At 67.1% G+C, this 20,430-nt stretch carries 16 protein-coding genes and 1 riboswitch; of the genes, 11 read left to right on the top strand and 5 right to left on the bottom strand.

The window, feature by feature from the left end:
* The first annotated feature begins 1 nt into the window (after position 1).
* From MNR01_RS16825 to MNR01_RS16795, 7 genes are all read left to right on the top strand, one after another.
* The gene (locus MNR01_RS16825; protein WP_241918859.1) at positions 2-2,008 is read left to right on the top strand and encodes a bifunctional serine/threonine-protein kinase/formylglycine-generating enzyme family protein; all 2,007 of its coding nucleotides are present in this window, start codon (positions 2-4) and stop codon (positions 2,006-2,008) included.
* Between the two features lie 64 nt (positions 2,009-2,072).
* Positions 2,073-2,765, top strand: coding sequence for a DUF502 domain-containing protein (locus MNR01_RS16820; protein WP_241918858.1), 693 nt, complete (start codon positions 2,073-2,075; stop codon positions 2,763-2,765).
* Between the two features lie 10 nt (positions 2,766-2,775).
* Positions 2,776-3,555, top strand: a complete 780-nt coding sequence (locus tag MNR01_RS16815) for a queuosine precursor transporter (protein ID WP_241918857.1) — start codon at positions 2,776-2,778, stop codon at positions 3,553-3,555.
* A gap of 126 nt (positions 3,556-3,681) precedes the next feature.
* Entirely contained in the window at positions 3,682-5,493 is a 1,812-nt protein-coding gene (locus tag MNR01_RS16810; protein ID WP_345779019.1) for a DUF885 family protein, read from the top strand.
* A gap of 74 nt (positions 5,494-5,567) precedes the next feature.
* Entirely contained in the window at positions 5,568-7,382 is a 1,815-nt protein-coding gene (locus tag MNR01_RS16805) for a DUF885 family protein (RefSeq protein WP_241918856.1), read from the top strand.
* A gap of 243 nt (positions 7,383-7,625) precedes the next feature.
* On the top strand, positions 7,626-8,402 hold the full coding sequence (locus MNR01_RS16800) for a murein L,D-transpeptidase catalytic domain family protein (RefSeq protein ID WP_241918855.1): 777 nt from the start codon (positions 7,626-7,628) through the stop codon (positions 8,400-8,402).
* A 76-nt stretch (positions 8,403-8,478) separates the two neighbouring features.
* On the top strand, positions 8,479-9,528 hold the full coding sequence (locus MNR01_RS16795; protein ID WP_241918854.1) for a L,D-transpeptidase: 1,050 nt from the start codon (positions 8,479-8,481) through the stop codon (positions 9,526-9,528).
* Positions 9,529-9,797: 269 nt separating this feature from the next.
* Here the strand turns inward: MNR01_RS16795 and MNR01_RS16790 are convergent, their stop codons facing one another.
* Complete coding sequence (locus tag MNR01_RS16790) at positions 9,798-11,108, bottom strand: DEAD/DEAH box helicase (protein WP_345779018.1); 1,311 nt, start codon at positions 11,106-11,108, stop codon at positions 9,798-9,800.
* A 471-nt stretch (positions 11,109-11,579) separates the two neighbouring features.
* On the opposite strand from MNR01_RS16790, the gene MNR01_RS16785 reads away from it, so the two are divergent.
* Both MNR01_RS16785 and MNR01_RS16780 read left to right on the top strand, forming a co-directional pair.
* Positions 11,580-11,933, top strand: a complete 354-nt coding sequence (locus MNR01_RS16785) for a DoxX family protein (protein WP_241918853.1) — start codon at positions 11,580-11,582, stop codon at positions 11,931-11,933.
* Positions 11,934-11,946: 13 nt separating this feature from the next.
* Positions 11,947-13,113, top strand: coding sequence for a low temperature requirement protein A (locus MNR01_RS16780; RefSeq protein WP_241918852.1), 1,167 nt, complete (start codon positions 11,947-11,949; stop codon positions 13,111-13,113).
* A gap of 54 nt (positions 13,114-13,167) precedes the next feature.
* On the opposite strand, the gene MNR01_RS16775 is transcribed toward MNR01_RS16780, so the two are convergent.
* The gene (locus MNR01_RS16775; protein ID WP_241918851.1) at positions 13,168-14,541 is read right to left on the bottom strand and encodes an MBL fold metallo-hydrolase; all 1,374 of its coding nucleotides are present in this window, start codon (positions 14,539-14,541) and stop codon (positions 13,168-13,170) included.
* Positions 14,542-14,687: 146 nt separating this feature from the next.
* Here MNR01_RS16775 and MNR01_RS16770 point away from each other — a divergent pair, with 146 nt between their 5' ends.
* Positions 14,688-16,148 (top strand): amidohydrolase family protein, encoded by a 1,461-nt coding sequence (locus tag MNR01_RS16770; protein ID WP_241918850.1) that lies wholly within the window; start codon positions 14,688-14,690, stop codon positions 16,146-16,148.
* Between the two features lie 15 nt (positions 16,149-16,163).
* Entirely contained in the window at positions 16,164-17,252 is a 1,089-nt protein-coding gene (locus MNR01_RS16765) for an aromatic ring-hydroxylating dioxygenase subunit alpha (RefSeq protein WP_241918849.1), read from the top strand.
* Between the two features lie 126 nt (positions 17,253-17,378).
* Here MNR01_RS16765 and MNR01_RS16760 read toward each other — a convergent pair whose 3' ends face one another.
* The 3 genes from MNR01_RS16760 to MNR01_RS16750 all read right to left on the bottom strand — a co-directional run bounded on the left by MNR01_RS16760 (position 17,379) and on the right by MNR01_RS16750 (position 20,039).
* The gene (locus MNR01_RS16760; RefSeq protein WP_241918848.1) at positions 17,379-18,638 is read right to left on the bottom strand and encodes a multidrug effflux MFS transporter; all 1,260 of its coding nucleotides are present in this window, start codon (positions 18,636-18,638) and stop codon (positions 17,379-17,381) included.
* 75 nt (positions 18,639-18,713) lie between these two features.
* Positions 18,714-19,169 (bottom strand): VOC family protein, encoded by a 456-nt coding sequence (locus MNR01_RS16755; RefSeq protein WP_241918847.1) that lies wholly within the window; start codon positions 19,167-19,169, stop codon positions 18,714-18,716.
* 96 nt (positions 19,170-19,265) lie between these two features.
* Positions 19,266-20,039 carry a hypothetical protein gene (locus tag MNR01_RS16750; RefSeq protein ID WP_241918846.1) on the bottom strand — a complete coding sequence of 258 codons (774 nt, stop codon included), beginning with the start codon at positions 20,037-20,039 and terminating at the stop codon, positions 19,266-19,268.
* A 263-nt stretch (positions 20,040-20,302) separates the two neighbouring features.
* Positions 20,303-20,428: riboswitch (glycine riboswitch) on the top strand.
* The last annotated feature ends 2 nt before the right edge of the window (positions 20,429-20,430 follow it).

The raw sequence follows: 20,430 nt of genomic DNA, 5'->3' as shown, positions 1-20,430 counted from the left end.
GATGTCCGGATCAACATCCAACATCGACAACGCATCGCCATTACCGGAGATCACCGGCTTTCACCTGCACAAGGTGATCAACCACGGTGGCATGTCGACCGTGTATCTGGGCAACCAGATCGCGTTGTCGCGCGAAGTTGCCATCAAGGTGATGCTGCCGCTGGCACTGGCAGACGAAGTGAGCCGACGCCGCTTCGAGAATGAAGTGCGCACGATCGCGCGCCTCGAACACCCCAACATCGTCACCATCCATGAAGTCGGCCGCACCCGCGAAGGTCTGCCGTACTACGCAATGCCGTTCCTGCCGCGCGGCCATCTCGGCCAGCGCGACCTGAGCAAGGACGAACCGCGCGCGGTCGAAGTCGCGCTGACGCTGCTGTCTGCACTCGACTACGCGCATGCGCGCGGCGTCGTCCATCGCGACGTCAAGGCCGAGAACGTGCTGTTCGACGAAAGCGAACGCGTGCTGCTCGCCGACTTCGGCATTGCCCTGCGTCGCGGCTTCGGCCCGCGCGTCACCGCCGCCGGCCTGGCCGTGGGCAGCACCGCCTACATGGCGCCGGAGCAGGCACGCGGCGAAGACGTCGATGGCCGCGCCGATCTCTACAGCCTGGGCGTGCTGCTGTGGGAGATGCTCACCGGCCGCCTGCCCTTCGAAGCCGCCGATGCGCTGTCGATGGCGGTGATGCACGCGCAGGACCCGATCCCGAAGCTGCCGCAGCACCTGCATCACTGGCAGCGCTTCATGAATCGCGCGCTGACCAAGCAGGCGGCCAACCGCTTCCAGGATGCCGCACAGATGGCCAACGCCATCCGCGCCGTGCAGCAGCGCAAGCCGTGGACCGGCGCGCTGGAAATGTTCGAGCGGCTGCGTCCCTCCAAGCGCTGGGCGACACCGATGTGGGCGGCACTGGCCGTCGCCGCGGTCACGCTGGTGGTGCTGGGTTTCAGCATCGGTCGCGACGACGACAGCGAAGCACTGGCCCCGGCCGAGATCGTCGCCACCTCACCGACGGCGACGACCACCGACGATCCGACCGACGCAATGCTGCAGCCGCTGCCGGAAGCCCCGCTCCAGCGGGCACTCGACGACGCCCGCCAGCAGATCGCGCGCGGCCGCCTGACCGAACCCGACGATGCCAACGCCTTCGACAGCGTGCTGCTGGCCTGGCACACCGACAGCACCCATCCCGACGTGGCCAAGGCCATCGACGACCTCACGCTCGCGCTGTCGACCCAGATCGTGCGCAGCGTGAAAGAAGGCAAGGACCAGCGCGCGCGCGACCTGCTGACGCATGCCAACAACCTTGGCCAGCAGACCGGCACCGCCAGCTCCAAGGCCCAGGCCGAACTGCGCGACCAGGCCGGCAAGGCGCTCGACGCCCGCCTGGAAACGGCGATCCGCCGCCGCGACAAGGCCGACGTCCAGCGCACGACCGCCCTCGCCGGGCAGATGGACCTGCCGCGCAAGCTCAACCCGCGCCTGCTCGCGCAGGCCAGGACGATGCCCACCGGACTGGCCCGCGGCACGACCATCGACGTCACCTCGCAGGCCAGCGCCAAGGTCAGCGTGACGATGACGCCGCGCCCGGTGTCGCGCCGCGAGTACGCACGCTTCGCCGCCTCCAACGGCCGCACCCCGGCGCTGTGCCGCGAGCGCGCCTCGCTGCTGCGGATGATCGACCCGCGCGACTGGCAGAAGCCCGGCTTCAACCAGGAAGAGAACGACCCGGTGGTGTGCATCTCGCTCGAGGATGCACAGGCCTACGCGCAGTGGTACAGCGCCCAGACCGGCCGCCGCTACCGCCTGCCGAGCGCCGAGGAAGCGGCCCACCTTCGCAGTGACGCCGGCAACCGCGCCCTGTCGATGTGGCTGCGCGACTGCGGCAGCAACTGCCAGCAGCGCCAGGTGGCCGGCGAATCCTGGCGCAGCCGCCAGGACCAGCGCACGCTGGTGGCCGAGCGCGGCTACGACGACGTCGGCTTCCGCCTGGTTCGCGAGCGCTGACCTCATCTGGCGGCTGCATGGCCTGCCAGCACGCGGGCGCGGGCGGTGCCCTACAATCCGCGCCATGCCCGACACCATCCCCGGCGGCCGACCCGCCCCGAACCGTCCCAGTCTGCAAAGACTCTTCCTCACCGGCCTGCTCACGCTGCTGCCGATCTGGTTGACCTGGGTCGTCGTCAAATTCGTATTCGTGCTGCTGTCGGGGATCAGCCAGCCGCTGATCACGCCGGTGCTGCAGAACATGGCATCGACCTACCCGCAGACGCTGTCGTGGCTGGACGAGCCGTGGGTGTCGACCGTGCTGGCGATGCTGGCCACCGTCGCGGTGATCCTGTTCTCCGGTGTGATGGCACGCCGCGTGTTCGGCCAGCGCATGCTGCGCTGGTTCGAGGCGCTGATCGACCGCATTCCGCTGGCCAGCACCATCTACGGCAGCGCGCGCAAGTTGCTCGACATCCTGCAGACCAAGCCCGACGGCACCCAGCGCGTGGTGCTGATCGACTTCCCGCACACCGAGATGAAGTCGATTGGTTTCGTCACCCGCGTCCTGCGCGAACAGGGCACCGGGCGTGAACTTGCAGCGGTGTACGTGCCGACCACGCCGAACCCGACCTCCGGCTACCTGGAGATCGTGCCGGTGGAGAAGATCACGCCGACCGACTGGAGCGTCGACCAGGCGATGAGCTTCATCATTTCCGGCGGCGCGGTGTCGCCCGACACCATCCCGTTCTCGCCACCGGCCGCGCCGCGCGCATGAGCTGCCTGGCATGAGCATCCAGGGACGCACCCTGCACGACCGCGCGGTGTGGTTGTTCATCGTCCTGAGTGCGTTCTTCTGCGTCAACGCGGTGCTGGCCGAGTTCATCGGCGTGAAGATCTTCGCGCTCGAGGACACCCTGGGCATTGCACCGCTGGAATGGAACCTGTTCGGCCAGACCGGTTCGCTGAGCTTCACCGCCGGCACGCTGTTGTGGCCGGTGGTGTTCCTGATGACCGACGTCATCAACGAGTTCTTCGGCCGCCGCGGCGTGCGCATGATCTCGTGGCTGGCGGCGGTGCTGATCGTCTACGGCTTCGTGTTCGCATTTGCCGCCATCGCGATCGCGCCCGCCGACTGGTGGGTCAAGGCGGCACAGCCGCAGGGCGTGAGCGACTACCAGGCCGCATTCGCCGCGGTGTTCGGCCAGGGTCTGTGGACCATTGCCGGCTCGCTGGTGGCCTTCATCCTCGGCCAGCTGATCGACGTCGCCGTGTTCCACCGCATACGCAATATCACCGGCGAGAAGTATGTGTGGCTGCGCGCGACCGGTTCGACCGCGGTGTCGCAGCTGGTGGACAGCTTCGTCGTGCTCTACATCGCCTTCGTGCTGGGCCCGCAGAAGTGGCCGACCTCGCTGTTCCTGGCGGTCAGCACGGTCAACTATGCCTACAAGATGCTGGCCGCGATCGCGCTTATTCCGCTGATCTACCTGGTACGTGCGGGGATCACCCGGTATCTGGGCGAAGCCCGTGCGCAGCAGCTGCGTGAGGAAGCGGCGCTGGTGTAGCCGCTGCGCCGACCAGTTCCGGCCTGCGGCCAGGACGAACGGATTCACATTCCGTGACTTCCGACCTAAGCGCCCCTCGCCCGCCTCGGCCATGCTTGGCCATTCGGCCTTGCCCGGGGACCCTACATGCCGTTGCTGCGCCCGCTTGCCCTCGCCCTTGCCCTGACCCTCGCTTCCGCCGCAACCGCGCCGGTCCTCGCCGCAGACACTCCGGCTTCCGCTTCGCAGTCGGCCAAAACCGCCCGCCTCAATGCGCTCTATGAGCAGTACTGGGAAGAGCTGCTCAAGCTCAACCCGCTGCAGGCGACGTTCCAGGGCGACAACCGTTACAACGATCAACTGCCAAACACCCTGTCGGCGCAATACCGCCAGCAGATGCACGACTTCAACACGCGCTGGTTGCAGTCGGTCAAGACGGTCGGCAGCGACGGCCTCGCCGGCCAGGACCTGCTGAGCTACCAGATCTTCGTGCGCGACCGCGAGAAGTCGCTGGAATCCGAGCAGTTCCCGACCTGGCAGCAGCCGGTCAACCAGTTCTACAACTTCGCCGCCACCGTCGCCCAGCTCGGTTCCGGCACCGGCGCGCAACCGTTCAAGACGCCGGCCGACTACGAGAGCTGGCGCAAGCGCGCGGCGCAGGTGCCGGTGCTGTTCGCCCAGGCCATCGCCAACAGCCGCGAGGGCATGAAGAACGGCGTCGTGCAGCCGCACGCGCTGATGGTGAAGGTGATCCCGCAGCTCGATGCACTGATCAAGGACAAGGCCGAGGACACGCTGTTCTGGAACCCGGTCAAGACGTTCCCGACCGGCTTCTCCGATGCCGACAAGCAGCGCCTGACCGCCGAGTACAAGACGATGATCGAAGGCCAGCTGATGCCGGCCTACCGCCAGTTGCGCGCCTTCATCAACGATGAGTACCTGCCGGCCACGCGCACTACGTCGGGACTGGATTCGCTGCCCAATGGCGCAGCCTGGTATGCGTTCAACGCGCGCAACTCCACCACGACCAACCTCACCCCGGCGCAGATCCACCAGATCGGCCTGGATGAAGTCGCGCGCATCCACGGCCTGATCGGCAAGGTCATGCAGCAGGTCGGCTTCAAGGGCTCGATGAAAGAGTTCTTCAAGTTCATGCAGACCGACCCGCGCTTCAGCTTCAAGGATGAGCCGGCGCTGCTCGCCTACTACCGCGGCCTGGAAGCGAAGATCAACGAGAAGATCCCGCAGCAGTTCTCGCTGACGCCGAAGGCGCCGTTCGAGATCCGTCCGGTCGAGGCGTTCCGCGCGCAGTCCGCGGCCGGCGGCTCGTACCAGCGCCCGAGCCAGGACGGGAGCCGTCCGGGCATCTTCTACGTCAACACCTACGACCTGCCGACCCGCAAGACCTGGGATGCGGAGGACCTGTACCTGCACGAAGCAATCCCGGGCCACCACTTCCAGCTCGCGCTGCAGCAGGAGCTGACCAACCTGCCCAAGTTCCGCCGCTTCGGCAGCGAGACCGCCTTCAGCGAAGGCTGGGGCCTGTATGCCGAATCGCTCGGCCAGGACCTGGGCGTGTACAGCGACCCGTACAACTACTTTGGCTATCTGCAGAACGAGCTGTGGCGCGCGATCCGCCTGGTCGTCGACACCGGCCTGCACAGCAAGGGCTGGACCCGCGAGCGGGTGATTGCGTACATGCTGGACAACTCCGCCGAGAGCGAGACCCAGTCCACTGCCGAAGCCGAACGCTACATGGCCATCCCGGCGCAGGCGCTCGCCTACAAGATGGGCGAGCTGAAGATCCAGGAGCTGCGCCACCGTGCCGAGAAGGCCCTGGGTGCGAAGTTCGACGTGCGCAGGTTCCATGCCGAAGTGCTCAAGGACGGTTCAGTGCCGCTTGAGATTCTCGAGGGCAAGATCGACCGCTGGATTGCCTCGGAGAAGGCAGCCGGCTGAAGCCACCACTTTTTTGCCCCGCCCCTCGCCCGAGGGTGCTGGACCAGGTTCCGCATTCACCAGGAGATCCATCCATGAAGCTTCGCCCGCTCCTGCTCGCCATCGCCGTCACCGCTGCGATCGCCGGCTGCAAGCCCTCCACCGAGACGGCCACTCCCGCCGCACCGGCCGCTACCCAGAACTCCCAGGCCAAGGCCGACCAGCTCAACAAGCTGTACGCCGACTACTGGGAAGCCAACCTCAAGCTCAACCCGATCGCGGCGACCTTCCAGGGCGACCCGCGCTACAACGACCAGCTGCCCGACTACTTCTCCGCGCAGTACCGAGAGCAGACCAAACAGTTCGTCACCGAGTGGCTGGCCAAGGTCGAAGCCGTCGGCAGCGAAGGCCTCACCGGCCAGGACCTGCTGAGCTACGAGATCTTCGTCGAAGACGCCAAGGACACGCTGGAGTCGTTCAAGTTCCCGGACTGGCAGCTGCCGATCAACCAGATGCATTCGCTGCCGTCGCTGGCCGTGCAGCTCGGCTCGGGCACCGGCGCGCAGCCGTTCAAGACCGTCAAGGATTACGACAACTGGCTGGCGCGCGCCGGCAAGCTGCCGACGCTGTTCGACTCGGCCATCACCAGCATGCAGGAAGGCATCACTGCCGGCGTGGTGCAGCCCAAGGCGCTGATGGTCAAGGTGATCCCGCAGCTTGACGCGCTGATCAAGGCCAAGCCCGAGGACACGCTGTTCTGGGGTCCGATCACGCAGATGCCCAAGGACTTCTCCGACGCCGACAAGAAGCGCCTGACCGACGCCTACCGGGCGATGATCGCCGACCAGGTGATGCCGGCGTACAAGAAGCTGCGCGACTACATCAACAACGACTACCTGCCCAAGACCCGTGACACGGTCGGCCTGGACAAGCTGCCCAACGGTGCGGCCTGGTACGCGTTCAACGCCAAGCAGAGCACGACCACCGATCTGACCCCGGAGCAGATCCACAAGATCGGCCTGGACGAGGTCGCGCGCATCCATGGCGAGATCCACAAGGTCATGGAGCAGGTCGGCTTCAAGGGTTCGATGCAGGACTTCTTCAAGTTCATGCAGAACGATCCGCGTTTCAGCTTCAAGGACGAGAAGGCGCTGCTGGAGTACTACCGTGCGCTCGAGGCGAAGATCAACCAGAAGATTCCGGAGCAGTTCTCGCTGATTCCGAAGTCGCCGTTCGAGATCCGTCCGGTCGAGCCGTTCCGTGCGGAGTCCGCTGCCGGTGGCGAGTACATGACGCCGAGCGAAGACGGTACGCGTCCGGGCATCTTCTACGTCAACACCTTCGATCTGCCGACGCGCAAGACGTGGGATGCGGAGGATCTGTACCTGCATGAGGCGATCCCGGGCCACCACTTCCAGCTGGCGCTGCAGCAGGAGCTGAAGAACCTGCCGGCGTTCCGCCGCTTCGGTGGCGAGACGGCGTTTGCTGAAGGCTGGGGCCTGTATGCGGAGTCGCTGGGCAAGGACCTGGGTGTCTACACCGATCCTTACAACTACTTCGGCTATCTGCAGAACGAGCTGTGGCGTGCGATCCGCCTGGTCACCGACACCGGCCTGCACAGCAAGGGTTGGACGCGTGAGCAGGTGATCAAGTACATGCTCGACAACTCGGCCGAGAGCGAAACGCAGGCCACTGCCGAGGCCGAGCGTTACATCGGTTGGCCGGGCCAGGCGCTGGCGTACAAGATCGGTGAGCTGAAGATCAAGGAGCTGCGCGCGAAGGCCGAGAAGGAGCTGGGCCCGAAGTTCGACATCCGCGAGTTCCATGCTGAGGCACTCAAGGACGGTGCTGTGCCGCTGAGCATCCTGGAAGCAAAGATCGACCGCTGGATCGCGTCCAAGAAGGGCTGATCCTGCGTTCGTCCTGAGTGTAGGCCCAGTGGGCCGAAGTCGAAGGACCAGCAGTACACGAACAGGCCGGCTTTTTGCCGGCCTGTTTTTTTTTGCGTGACGCATCGCCGACCGGAGCAGGAAGCGCTCAAGCGCCATCAAAGCCCTCAAACCTGAACAGCCTCCCGATCGACGGGGCAAGCTTGAATTCGAGATTTCAGCCGCAAAATACGTGGTTCAGCAATGCCTTACGACAATAGCCGGATGTTCAAGCCCCGCACCCTCCTCCTGGCCGCCGCTGCCCTGCTGCCGGCCACACCCGGTCTCGCCACCCGAAAGGCCGGCGAGCCCGCGGCCGTGAAGTTCTCGCCGCCGGTCGAAGGCGCAACGCTGCCCGCTTCGCCGCTGGCACGCCTCGCCCCCGGCGCCGACCCGAAAGTGCTCGACCTGGCACAGGCCGCAATGCAATGCGCGCAGGCCAGCGGCGTGGGCGCGAGCGCACGCCGGCTGGCCGTCATCGACTACAGCCGACCGTCGCTGCTGCCGCGCCTGTGGGTCTTCGACATCGCCGCCGGCAAGCTGCTCTACGAAGAGGTCGTGGCCCATGGCCAGGGCTCGGGCGACAACCTGGCCACGCGCTTTTCCAATCGCGACGGCAGCCACCAATCGAGTCTTGGACTCTTCGTCACCGCCGACACCTACACCGGCAAGAACGGCTACTCGCTGCGCATGCAGGGCCTGGAGCCCGGCGTGAACGACGCCGCGATGGCGCGCGCGATCGTCATGCACGGCGCACCGTACGTCGACCCGACGCAAGGCAAGCGCATGGGTCGCCTCGGTCGCAGCTGGGGTTGCCCGGCCGTGCGCAACGCGGTGGCAAAACCCATCATCGACCTGCTCAAGGGCGGCCAGTTCGTATTCTCGTACTACCCCGACCAGGCTTGGCTGGCGCGCTCGGCATTGCTCAACTGCCCCGCCGCACGACGCCAGCACGACACCGTCGCCCACCACGACATCGCCGCTCGCCCGGCATCGGGTTGATCCGGCGGGCGCCGCCTTGCTGGCGCCTACACATGCGTGCGCTAGGCTTGTGTCACATCAAAGAACGGATTGCATGATGCCTCGCTTCACCCCGCGCCTGCTCGCCGCCAGTTTGTCCCTGCTTTTGTGCGTGACCGCCCATGCCGCCGTGCCCTCCTGGGGCGCACGCGAATCCAGTCCCGCCAACACGCCGCCGACGCAGCTCAAGCCCGGGCAGTGGATCTGGGGTGGCGACAACCGGGCCGGGCCGCTGGCGGTGGTGGTGAGCCTGACCGAGCAGCGCGCATACGTGTACCGCAACGGCATCCCGATCGGCGTCAGCACGGTCAGCACCGGCAGGAAGGGCTACGAAACGCCGACCGGTGTGTTCACGATCCTGCAGAAGGACAAGGACCACCGTTCCAGCAAGTACAACGCCGCACCGATGCCGTACATGCAGCGGCTGACCTGGGACGGCGTCGCCCTGCATGCCGGTGGCCTGCCCGGCTATCCCGAGTCGCACGGCTGCGTGCATCTCCCGTCCGAGTTCGCGCGACTGCTGTTCGGTTCGTCGAACATGGGCATGACCGTGGTGGTATCGCAGGAAGGCAAATCGCCGGAGGACATCGTCCATCCTGGCGCGCTCAGCCCGATTGATCCGCACACCGGTGCCGAAGCGGCGATTCCGCCGCTCGAGAACGGACAGAAGTATCGCTGGCGACCGGAAATCTCCACCGAGGGTCCGGTGTCGATCCTGCTCAGTGGCGCCGACGAGCGCGTGATCGTCTACCGCAACGGCATCGAGATCGGCCGCTCGCGCGTGCTGATCCGCAACCCCGAGCAACCGCTGGGCACGCACGCCTACATCGTCAAGGAAGGCTACCTGCCCGGCGACAACCCGCTGCTGCCGGGCACGCAGATGCCGAACTGGAGCGCGATCGGCATCCCGGGCGGCACCGATCCGTCGGGCATGCTGCTGGGACCGGAAACGATCAATCGCGTGGTGATTCCGCATGACTTCGTCGCCGCGGTGTTGCCACTGCTGAGCCCCGGCGTGGTGATGCTGGTGACCGACGCGAGGATGACCGAAGACACCACTGGTGGCGCGCCTGTGCAGGTGCTCGATTCGGATCCGCCGGAGACGTAGTCGGACCGCTTGATCAGGGACCGCTTGTTTAATTATCGCGGTTTTCGTCCGACCGCTGGTTCGCCATCATGGCGCCTGGTCCACAGGCAGTCTTGAGTCGCACCCGGGCTACGACGGCAGGGCAACGTCCATGGATTCCCGCCTTCGCGGGAATGACGAGCGAGCCGTCCCCAGCCCGGCGGATGGCGCCCCACCGAAGCCCGGAAGCCCGAGGCAAGAAAAAACCCCGGTCCTGCGACCGGGGTTTTTTATTTCACTTACAGCTGCGATCAGCCGCTGAAGCCGCTGCGCGAGCCGCGGCCGGCGCCCTGGCCGCCGCTGCGATGCTGCTTCGGACCGGCATGGGCGTGACGCGCCGCCGGCTTGCCGTGCGGGCGATGGGCCGGCTTGCGCGGCTGGCTGGCACCGCGCGGGTTCGGGATCGGAGCGTTCATCTGGATCGGACGGCTCGCCTCGAAGCCCGGTACCGAGACCAGCTCGATGTCGGCCTTGAGCATGCGCTGGATCTGGCGCAGCAGACCGCCCTCTTCCGGTGCGACCAGCGACAGCGCTTCACCGCTGGCGCCATTGCGGCCGGTACGGCCGATGCGGTGCACGTAGTCCTCGGCCACCATCGGCAGGTCGTAGTTGATCACCAGCGGCAGGTCGGGAATATCCAGACCGCGCGCGGCGACGTCGGTGGCGACCAGCACGCGAGCCTTGCCCGACTTGAAGTCGCGCAGGGCCTTCTGGCGCTGTGCCTGGCTCTTGTTGCCGTGGATGGCGACCGACGCCAGGCCCGACTCTTCGAGCTGCTCGGCGAGGCGGTTGCAGCCGTGCTTGGTGCGGCCGAACACGATCGCGCGATCGGTGTGGCGCGAGGCCAGGATCGATACCAGCAGGTCACGCTTCTTGGCGACATCGACCGGGTGGGCACGGTGGACGATCGTCTCGGCGATGGTGTTCTGCGCCGCGACCTGCACCTGCTTGGGGTGATGCATGAACTCGAGCGCCAGCTGCTTGAGCTGCGACTCGAACGTGGCCGAGAACAGCATCGTCTGGCGCTCGCGCGGCAGCTTGGCGAGGATGCGCTTCATGGCCGGCAGGAAGCCCATGTCGAGCATGCGGTCGGCTTCGTCCAGCACCAGCACTTCGATCGCGTCGAGCTTGCAGGTGCCGCGCTCCATGTGGTCCATCAGGCGACCCGGGGTGGCGACGAGCACGTCGACGCCGCGGCGGAACATTTCCACCTGCGGGCCCATGCCGGCGCCACCGAAGATGGCGGCGATGTTCAGGCGCACGTGGCGCGAGTAGCCACGCAGGCTCTCGGTGACCTGCACCGCGAGCTCGCGCGTCGGCACCAGGATCAGCGCGCGCGGACGGCGGAAGCCGTTCGACGGCGTCTGCTTGGACATGCGCTGCAGCAGCGGCAGGCCGAAGGCCGCGGTCTTGCCGGTGCCGGTCTGGGCGCCGCCGAGCAGGTCGTGGCCGGCCATGGCCAGCGGGATCGCTTCGGCCTGGATCGGCGTGGGGGTGGTGTAGTTCTGATCGGCGAGCGCGCGCAGCAGCGCGGGCGAAAGCCCGAGGGATTCGAACGTCATGTGGTGGAACTCCTTGTGCTCGCGACGCCCGTCAACGCCCACGCAAAAAAACGCGGACGCGCGATCGATTGTCGCGGTGATGACTCCAGCGTTCCCTAAAACCGCGCTGTGAGTGATCGAATTGAACGGCTGCCGGATGCTCCGGACCGTGTCTGCGCGACGAAAGACGTGCGGGATAAAAGCCGTGATGGATGGCCCAATGTGCTGGGCCTACGGCGGGCATACCTGGGAAACGTACCCTTGCGGGAGGCAGCCGTGCGCTGAACGGGGCGGACTGTACGCGAAAGGCGGGGCCGCTGCCAGTCCGCGGGCCTGGACCGGGACCCGCGGTTAAGGCGCGGCCACCCCGCCACCCCCTCTCCCGCCCCCTTCCGGTCGCCCGAAAGCGGCTGGAGGCCCCCCAGAGGCGCTCGCGGCGATCACGGGCAGTTTTGTGCGACCCTTCCCGGCAGATCGCGGAAGGACGGACTCATGGAGCGCAACGCCGGTTGGCTGGCAGGCCGGGTACTGGTGGCCAGCGTGTTCATCGCCATGGGCAGCTACCGCCTGCTGTCCTGGGCCGGCGGGGAGGCCATCGGCACCGCCGCGGCGGTCGCCAGCGCGGCCGAGCTGGTGCTGGGGCTGTTGATCGCCGCAGGCTGGCAACAGCGCTGGACCTCCGCACTGGCCGCCATCGCCATGCTCGTCGACGCGCTGGTCTCGCATCCCTTCTGGTCGCTGGCCGGGCCCGAGCGCGGCGCGCAGCTGCTGCACTTCATGAAGAACCTGTCGATCATCGGCGGCCTGTTGCTGCTGGCCTTCGCCAATCGCCACCGACGCCACTGAGCCCTCGCGCACCATGACTTCCTCCCTGCTGCGGCGGCGCGGCGACCAGGACAGCAGCCGGGTCGCCATGGTCGAACTGTTCTTCGACCTGGTGTTCGTGTTCGCGGTCACCCAGCTTTCGCATGCCCTGCTCGCCGACCTCAGCGTGCAGGGCGCGCTGCAGACCCTGCTGCTGTTCCTGGCGGTGTGGTGGCTGTGGATCTTCACCTCGTGGGTCACCAACTGGCTCGATCCGGACCGTGCACCGGTACGGGTCATGTTGTTCGCGCTGATGCTTGGCGGCCTGCTGCTGTCATCGTCGATACCGCAGGCGTTCGACGGCCGCGGCCTGGTCTTTGGCGTGGTGTTCGCCTCGATGCAGGTCGGCCGCACGGTGTTCGTCACCTTCGTGATGCGCGGCCGCAGCGAAGTCCACTACCGCAACTTCATCCGCATCGCGCTGTGGCTGTCGCTGTCGGCCGTGTTCTGGATCCTCGGCGGCCTCAGCGACGGGTCGAGCCGCGTCGGCTACTGGATTGCCGCTGTCGCGATCGAATACGCCTCGCCGCTGCTGTACTTCTGGGTGCCGGGACTGGGGCGCGCGGACAGCCACGACTGGGACGTCGACGGCCATCACCTGGCCGAACGCTGCGCGCTGTTCGTGATCATTGCCCTGGGCGAATCGATCCTCGTCACCGGCGCGACCTTTGCCGGGCAACCCTGGACCGCGCCGACGGTCACCGCATTCGCCAGCGCATTCCTCGGCAGCGTGGCGATGTGGTGGATCTATTTCGACAGCGGCGCCGAGCGCGCCAGCCACCGCATCGCCCACTCCGACGACCCGGGCCGGCAGGCGCGGCTGAACTACACCTACCTGCACATGCCGATCATCGGTGGCGTGATCGTCTGCGCGGTGGCCGACGAACTGGTGCTTTCGCACCCCGGCCACGCCAGCAATGCCGGCATCGCCGCGATCCTCGGCGGACCGGCGCTGTACCTGGTGGGCAATGCGCTGTTCAAGTGGGCAAGCAACGATCGACGCTCGCCGCCGCTGTCGCATTGCGTGGGCGTGCTGCTGCTGGCCGCGCTCACACCTGCGGCGTATTCGCACCTGTTGTCGCCGCTGGCGCTGGGCGCGGCTACGACGGTCGTGCTGGTGCTGGTGGCGGGCTGGGAGACTATTGCGGTGCGGCGGGCGTAACTCGGGTGAGGGCATCCCGGGTGCGCTTTGCTTACCCGGGCTACGGTGCGTTGCTCAGACTTCGACTGTCATGCCGGGGCGCGCGAGCAGGGGCTGGACGCCGAAGTGCTCGCCTATCTCGCCTGCGAGCGCCTCGCGCGCCTTGTCTTCGCCATGCACCAGTGCCAGCGGCGGATGCCCGCCGATGGCGCCGTACCACTCCATCAGTCCGCGCTGGTCGGTGTGCGCCGACAAGCCGCCCACCGTGTGGCGCTGCGCGTTGACGCGCACGTCCGAGCCGTGGATGCGTGCCCACGAAGCACCATCGACCAGCCTGCGACCCAGCGTGCCTTCGGCCTGGTAACCGACGAACACCACGTGCGTCTGCCGGCGATCGAGGCGATGGCGGAAGTGATGCAGGATCCGCCCCGCGTTGGCCATGCCGGAGCCGGCAATGACTATCGCGCCGCGCTCGATCCGGTTGATCGCCATCGACTCCTCGCGCGAAGCGGTGATGTGCAGGTTCGGCAGGCGGAACGGCTTGGGCTTGTCCTGCCACACGCGCCGCGCGTCCTCGTCGAACAGTTCGGCATGACGGTCGTAGATGTCGACCACCTTCGCCGCCATCGGACTGTCGAGGAAGATCTGCCAGCGCGACATCTGCCATTCGTCCCAGTGCCGCGCGAACCAGTACAGCAGCTCCTGGCTGCGACCGACCGCGAACGCCGGGATCAGCACGTTGCCGCCCTCGCGCCAGGCCGTGTCGAAGATGCCACCCAGTTCGCGGATGGTCTCGGCACGATCACGGTGCAGGCGATCGCCGTAGGTGGACTCCATCAGCACCAGGTCGGCGCGATCGATGGTGGCCGGGTCGCGCAGGATCGGCGTGCCCTTCGGGCCGAGGTCGCCGGAGAACACCAGCTTGCGGCCGTCGGCCCACACTTCCACGCTCGACGAACCCAGGATGTGGCCGGCTTCGCGGAAGGCGATGTCGATGCCCGGCAGCACTTCACTGCGCTGGTCGTACGGCAGCGTGCGCACCTGCTTCATCGCCGCCTGCACATCGTCGCGCGTGTACAGCGGCAGCACCTCGGCCTCGCCATGGCGGCGATGGCGGTTGGCACGCTCGGCGTCGCCTTCCTGGATCGAGGCGGCATCGAGCAGCATCACCGGCATCAGCTCGGCGGTGGCCTGCTGGGCATAGATCGGCCCTTTGAAGCCGCGCTGCACCAGCAACGGCACGCGCCCGATGTGGTCGATGTGGGCATGGCTGATGACCAGCGCATCCAGCGCGGCCGGGTCGAACGGAAACGACTCGTGGTTGCGCCGCTCCGCTTCCGGACTGCCCTGGATCAACCCGCAGTCGAGCAGCAGCCTCCGCCCGGCCGCCTCGACCTCGTGCAGCGAACCGGTGACCTCGCCCGCCGCCCCATGGAAATGCACGCGCATCGCCGCATCCTTTGCCCGTCGTGGTGACAGGCGAAACCTAGCATGGGCATCGACAGGCGCCGTGACCGCCATCGCCCCGCCCCCCGGCCAACGCGTCCACAATTGCCGTCCGTCCGCTTTGCCGCATTGCCAGGTACCACCCCTCGATGAACACGCCCCTGCGGTCCCCCGTCCTCGCAACGGCCCTCGCCGCCGCCCTCGCCACGACCCTGGCCAGTGGCACCCTCCACGCAGCCGAACATGTCGACCTGCTGGTGCGCGATGCGACCGTGATCGACGTCGTCGGCGGCCAGCGGCATCCGCACCAGGCCATCGCCATGCGCGGGACGCGCATCGTCGCCATCGTCGACGACGCCCGCGCCAGCCGCTTCGATGCCGCGCAGACCGTCGATGCCAGCGGCAAGTTCGCCATCCCAGGGCTGTGGGACATGCACGTGCATTTCGGTGGCGGCGAGGCCCTGATCGAAGAGAATCGCAACCTGCTGCCGCTGTATGTGGCCCACGGCATCACCGCCGTGCGCGATGCCGCCGGCGACCTCAGCCCGAGCGTGTTCGAATGGCGCGCCGCGACCGCCGCCGGCACCCTGCTCGGCCCCCGCATCTTCACTTCCGGGCCGAAGATCGAAGGCTACAAGTCCATCTGGCCCGGCGACCTGGAGATCGGCACGATTGCCGAACTGAACCAGGCCCTGGACAAGCTGCAGGGCTGGAACGTCGACTTCGTCAAGATCACCGACAACACGCTGTCGCCGGAGCTGTTCATGGCCGCGGTGAAGGAAGCCGGTCGCCGCGGCCTGAAGACGTCCGCGCACGTGCCCTACCCGATCACCATTGACGAGGTCAGCGCCGCCGGCCTGAGTTCGGTCGAACACATCGACTACGCCTTCAAGGCCGGCTCACCGAAGGAAAAGGAACTGGGCCAGGCCATCGCCCGCGGCGAAATCAACAGCCGCGACGCGTGGACCCAGTGGAATGCGACCTTCGACCCGAAGCTCGCCAATGCCACTTACAAGCGCATGGCACAGCGGGGCACGGCGGTGACGCCGACCCTCAACGGCAGCCAGGTCGTGGCCTGGCTCGACCAGGACGACCATCGCAACGACGCCTACCTGAAGTACATCGGCCCGGGACTGCGGGCAACCTACACCTGGCGGGTCGAGCGCGCGGCCAAGGACGATGCGGCGGCCATTGCCGCGCGCCACCTGCGCTTCGAACGCAACGCCTCGGTGCTGCCGTTGCTGCAGCAGGCCGGCGTGACGATCCTGGCCGGCACCGACGCCGGTTTCCTCAACTCGTACAACTACCCGGGCATCGGCCTGCACGACGAGCTGGCACTGCTGGTGAAGTACGGCCTGACGCCGCTGCAGGCCCTGCAGGCGGCGACCATCAACGGCGCGCGCTTCCTCGGCCACGCGGACACCAACGGAACGCTCGAAGCGGGCAAGGCCGCCGACCTGGTGCTGCTCGACGCCGACCCGCTGCAGGACATCACGGCCACCCGTCGCATCGACACGGTGGTGATGAAAGGCCATGCCTACGACCGCAGCCACCTGGACGCGATGCTGGCCGACGTCGAGGCCCGGGTGGCCGCGCAGCAGGCGCAGTGAAGGCATACTTGGCGGATGGACCGCCCTGACCTGCTCGATCCCGCCGCTCTCGCCGCCCAGTCGGCTGACCGTGCCACCTCCCTCGCCGCGCGCTACTACGCCGATCCGGCGACGGTAGCGCTGGACCGCGAACGGATCTTCGACCGCGGCTGGCAGATCCTGGCCCATGTCTGCCAGCTTCAGAACGCCGGCGACCACGTCGTCGGTGACTTCAACGGCCTGCCGGTGATCGCCGTGCGCGGTGCCGACGGCGAGATCCGCGTTTTCCACAACGTCTGCCGCCATCGCGCCGGACCGCTGGCGGCCTGCGACGGCCTGGCGGCCAAGTCGCTGCGCTGCCGCTACCACGGCTGGACCTACACCCTCGACGGCACGCTGCGTTCGGCGCCGGAGATGGGCACGGCGCCGGATTTCAATGTCGCCGACGTCAAGCTGCCGCAACTGGCGGTGCGGGTGTGGCAAGGGCTGGTGTTCGCCGCGGTCGATGCCGCGCATGCCATCGACTTCGACACAATGGTCGCCGGCATTGACGAGCGCATCGGCGCCGATCGCCACCTGGAGCGCTACGGCCACCACCGCCGCGTCGGCTACGACATCAACTGCAACTGGAAGATCTACATCGACAACTACCTGGAGGGTTACCACGTCCCGCACGTGCACCCCGGGTTGAACCGGTTGCTCGACTACCGCAGCTACACGACCGACACGCACGAATGGTACTCGCTGCAGTTCAGTCCGCTGGAGAGCGGGGACGATCTCTATGGCAGCGGCGATGCGCTGTACTACTGGATCTGGCCGAACACGATGCTCAACATCGTCCCCGGCCGCCTGCAGACCAACCGCGTGATCGCCAAGGGCGTGGACCGCTGCCGCGTCGAGTTCGACTTCTACTACGCAATGGACGAGTCCGAGGAGGCCGCGGCGCGACGCCTGGCCGACCTCAACTTCAGCGACGAAGTGCAGTTCGAGGACCTGACCATCTGCGAGGACGTGCAACGCGGCATGGCGTCGGGCTCGTACCAGCCGGGCCGCTTGAATCCGCTGCGCGAGACCGCGGTGCACCACTTCCACGAGCTGCTGCGCCGGGTATATCGCGAGGCGTGACCGGCGGACCCGGGTGCGCTTCGCTTACCCGGGCTACGTCGCTGGGCCGCGTCTGGTAGCCCGGGTAAGGCCGTAGGCCGCACCCGGGATCGGGCGTTCGCGGACACCGGTGGGCCATGTCGCGCGTTACAGGCTCTCTTCCGGCACCGTCGCGCTCGGCTCGGCCGGGCACTGCGTCCGCACCACCCTCGCCTCCCAGCGCCAGAACCCCCACGCGATCAGCAGGAACGCGCTGGCCACGCCCACCATCCACAGCATGTGGTCGCTGATCCACGGCGACAGCACGCCAGCGATCAGCGCGTTGAGCACCAGGCTGGTGAAGGCCTGCATCGACGAGGCCGAACCGCGCTGGCGCGGATACATGTCGAGGATGGCCAGGGTCACGATCGGGAACACCAGGGCAATGCCGAATGCATTGAGCATCATCGGCAACACCGCCCACGGCACCTGCGGCGTATCGGTCCACAGGTTGTAGCCCAGGTTGAGCAGCATCGCCACGGCCGAACAGGCGAAACCGATCGCCACCAGCCGCTCGCCGCTGACCTTGCCTGCGGCACGACCGGACACGAATGCACCCAGCACCATGCCGCTGATCATCGGCACGAAGAACCAGCCGAACTGGCGCTCATCGAGCTTGAGGATGTCGAGCACGAACGCCGGCGCAGAGGCGATGTACAGCCACAACGCGGCGAAATTGAATGCACTGGCCGCAGCCAGGCGCTGGAAGCGCGGATTGATGACGATGGCGATGTAGTCGCGCAGCAACCGGCGCGGCACCATCGGCAGGCGTGCCTGCGGCGGATGGGTTTCCGGCAGCGTCCGCCAGGTGAATACCAGCAACACCAGCGAGAACGCCACCAGGAACCAGAAGATCGCCGGCCAATGGCTCCAGCCCAGGATCCAGCCACCGATCACCGGCGCCACCGCCGGCGCCACGCCGAAGATCATCGACACCTGGCTCATCAGACGCTGCGCATCATGGCCGTGCAACACGTCGCGAATCACTGCGCGACCGACGATCAGGCCCACGCCCGACGACAGACCCTGCAGCGCACGGAACACCAGCAGCGTGGTCAGGTCGGTTGCCAGGGCGCAACCGACCGAGGCCGCGGTGAACACCGTCAGCCCACCCAGGATGACCCGCCGGCGCCCGATCGCGTCCGACAGCGGCCCGTGCACGATGCTCATCGCCGCATACGCGATCAGATAGACGCTGATGGTCTGCTGCATCGCCAGCTTGTCGGCGCCGAACTGCGTGCCGATCGCCGGGAACGCCGGGAAGATCGTATCGATCGAGAACGGCCCGAACATCGCCAGTCCGCCAAGCAGCAAGGCCAGCAGGCGAATGGAAATGGACAGCGAAGGCGCAGGTGCAGCAGTAGGCATCACAAATCTCTTAAGTCAGTAGCCCGGGTAAGCGAAGCGCACCCGGGTTCCCACACAGGGTCCAGGCGGCGTAGCTCAGGTACTGGCGTTCGACGCAGCAGTATCGATCGGCACTTCATCCGGCGGCCCCTTGAGCTCGACCAGATTGCCTTCCGGATCGAGCAGGTACTGCGACGGACCTTCACCTTCGGCACCGTAGCGCCGCCCGAACTCGCCGACCTGCACGCCACGCGACAGCAGATAGTCCACGATCGCCTCGCGGTCGAACGGATCGGCACGCAGGCACAGATGATCCATGTTGCGCCCCTCGGCGCCCGGCCCGGCGCCGCCCATGCGCCCGATCTTGCCGGACACGGCCACCAGGTCGATCAGCGAATTGCCTGCCCGCAACTGCACCAGGCCGACCGCCTCCACCCGGCGCTCGGCCACGCAACCCAGCACATCGCAGTAGAACGCCTCCATCCGTGCCGGGTCGCGTACGCGCAACACCACATGGTCGAGTTGCAGCAACCGGAACGGTGCAGCGCTCATATCGTGCATCCTGCAAGCGGGCCGCAAAGAATACGCCTCACCGGTGCACGCGGCGTGCGACGACGGACGCGCTGACGACAGGAGGGGTGACGTCGTTCAGCGTCTTGCTGCCTGGCCCACGGGCCTTGCCGCAGGCTTGGCGGTGACCGCAACCGGCGCAATCCACGTCTGCAAGCGCGCGATGCTCTCGATGGGCACTGCTTCGGCGCGGTGCGCGTGAGGCCACCACAGGAACACGAACGCACCACTGGTGCCGAGCAGGCGCGCACTGTGCGGCTGCGGCCGCGAATCGCCGGCCAGGGTCACCTCGACGCGGTTGCCCGAGGTGCCCTCGCGGATGTAACTGGCCTTCGACGCAACGTAGGCGGCCGAGGCCATCACCACGCCCCAGAACACTGCCAGCACGATGCCCGTTTCCGGCGCCAGACCCACGCCCTTCCAGTACAGCCCGCGCACGTCCATGAAGACCAGGCGGCCCCACCAGCGCCGGCGCAGCTCGACCACCCGCTCGGGATGATCACGGCGAAATGTCTCCGGCCACGACACCAGCAACGCCACCAGCACCGAACTCAGCAGCAGCAGCGCGTAGACCGGGTCCCGCAGGCCGGCGACGAGGTAGTCGCTGGCCTGCATGTACTCGAGGATCGGCAGGTCGAAACCGCGATAGAACCAGTAGTTGGCCCACAGCCCGAGGAAGGAGACAAACAAATAGGCCGCGCTGAACAACAGGCTGGGCTCGCGCAGCATCCGTCGCCATGCCTGCGTGACCCAGGGCGCGGATTGGCGAGTGGCGACGGCCACGGTTGCCGGCGCTTCGACGACCGCCTGCGACGCAGGGGGCGACACGGCCGGATCGGTCTCGACGTTCATGGTCTGCTCGCTCCCTGATGACCGGCGTCGCCGGCGGCCCGCCCATGCGACGGTTCCGGGCCATGGTACGGCCATCGCGGGGAATCTGAACAGGGAACACGGGCACGCTCCGGCCGTGCCGGGCAGCACCGGAATCACCCCGACAGCGGCTATAATTCACCGGTCAAGCACGCGGTGGGAGAAGCGGCCGGCCGGAACCATGGCCAGGCTGCTGCCGAAGGCGCAATCGCCCGTAATCGCTCAGGCCCCATTACCGCCGCGTGCCTAACAACTCTGGAGAGACCGGTTCAATCCGGCGCCGAAGGGGCACGAAGCGCACCCTCCCCCGCTGCCCAGCACACCGGGTGGCACGCTTCCAAACTCTCAGGCAAAAGGACAGAGGGGCGCCTTT

This window comes from Lysobacter sp. S4-A87 (assembly GCF_022637455.1).
In the GTDB taxonomy this organism is placed as follows: domain Bacteria; phylum Pseudomonadota; class Gammaproteobacteria; order Xanthomonadales; family Xanthomonadaceae; genus Lysobacter_J.
This window is presented reverse-complemented; position numbering and strand designations above follow the sequence as displayed.

Bases quoted from the DNA above. Each gene is read 5' to 3' on its own strand.
- MNR01_RS16805 (WP_241918856.1), top strand. From the start codon at position 5,568: ATGAAGCTTCGCCCGCTCCTGCTCGCCATCGCCGTCACCGCTGCGATC.
- MNR01_RS16790 (WP_345779018.1), bottom strand. From the start codon at position 11,108: ATGACGTTCGAATCCCTCGGGCTTTCGCCCGCGCTGCTGCGCGCGCTC.
- MNR01_RS16760 (WP_241918848.1), bottom strand. From the start codon at position 18,638: ATGCCTACTGCTGCACCTGCGCCTTCGCTGTCCATTTCCATTCGCCTG.
- MNR01_RS16810 (WP_345779019.1), top strand. From the start codon at position 3,682: ATGCCGTTGCTGCGCCCGCTTGCCCTCGCCCTTGCCCTGACCCTCGCT.
- MNR01_RS16800 (WP_241918855.1), top strand. From the start codon at position 7,626: ATGTTCAAGCCCCGCACCCTCCTCCTGGCCGCCGCTGCCCTGCTGCCG.
- MNR01_RS16780 (WP_241918852.1), top strand. From the start codon at position 11,947: ATGACTTCCTCCCTGCTGCGGCGGCGCGGCGACCAGGACAGCAGCCGG.
- MNR01_RS16820 (WP_241918858.1), top strand. From the start codon at position 2,073: ATGCCCGACACCATCCCCGGCGGCCGACCCGCCCCGAACCGTCCCAGT.
- MNR01_RS16770 (WP_241918850.1), top strand. From the start codon at position 14,688: ATGAACACGCCCCTGCGGTCCCCCGTCCTCGCAACGGCCCTCGCCGCC.
- MNR01_RS16815 (WP_241918857.1), top strand. From the start codon at position 2,776: ATGAGCATCCAGGGACGCACCCTGCACGACCGCGCGGTGTGGTTGTTC.
- MNR01_RS16825 (WP_241918859.1), top strand. From the start codon at position 2: ATGTCCGGATCAACATCCAACATCGACAACGCATCGCCATTACCGGAG.
- MNR01_RS16795 (WP_241918854.1), top strand. From the start codon at position 8,479: ATGCCTCGCTTCACCCCGCGCCTGCTCGCCGCCAGTTTGTCCCTGCTT.
- MNR01_RS16765 (WP_241918849.1), top strand. From the start codon at position 16,164: ATGGACCGCCCTGACCTGCTCGATCCCGCCGCTCTCGCCGCCCAGTCG.
- MNR01_RS16785 (WP_241918853.1), top strand. From the start codon at position 11,580: ATGGAGCGCAACGCCGGTTGGCTGGCAGGCCGGGTACTGGTGGCCAGC.
- MNR01_RS16775 (WP_241918851.1), bottom strand. From the start codon at position 14,541: ATGCGCGTGCATTTCCATGGGGCGGCGGGCGAGGTCACCGGTTCGCTG.
- MNR01_RS16755 (WP_241918847.1), bottom strand. From the start codon at position 19,169: ATGAGCGCTGCACCGTTCCGGTTGCTGCAACTCGACCATGTGGTGTTG.
- MNR01_RS16750 (WP_241918846.1), bottom strand. From the start codon at position 20,039: ATGAACGTCGAGACCGATCCGGCCGTGTCGCCCCCTGCGTCGCAGGCG.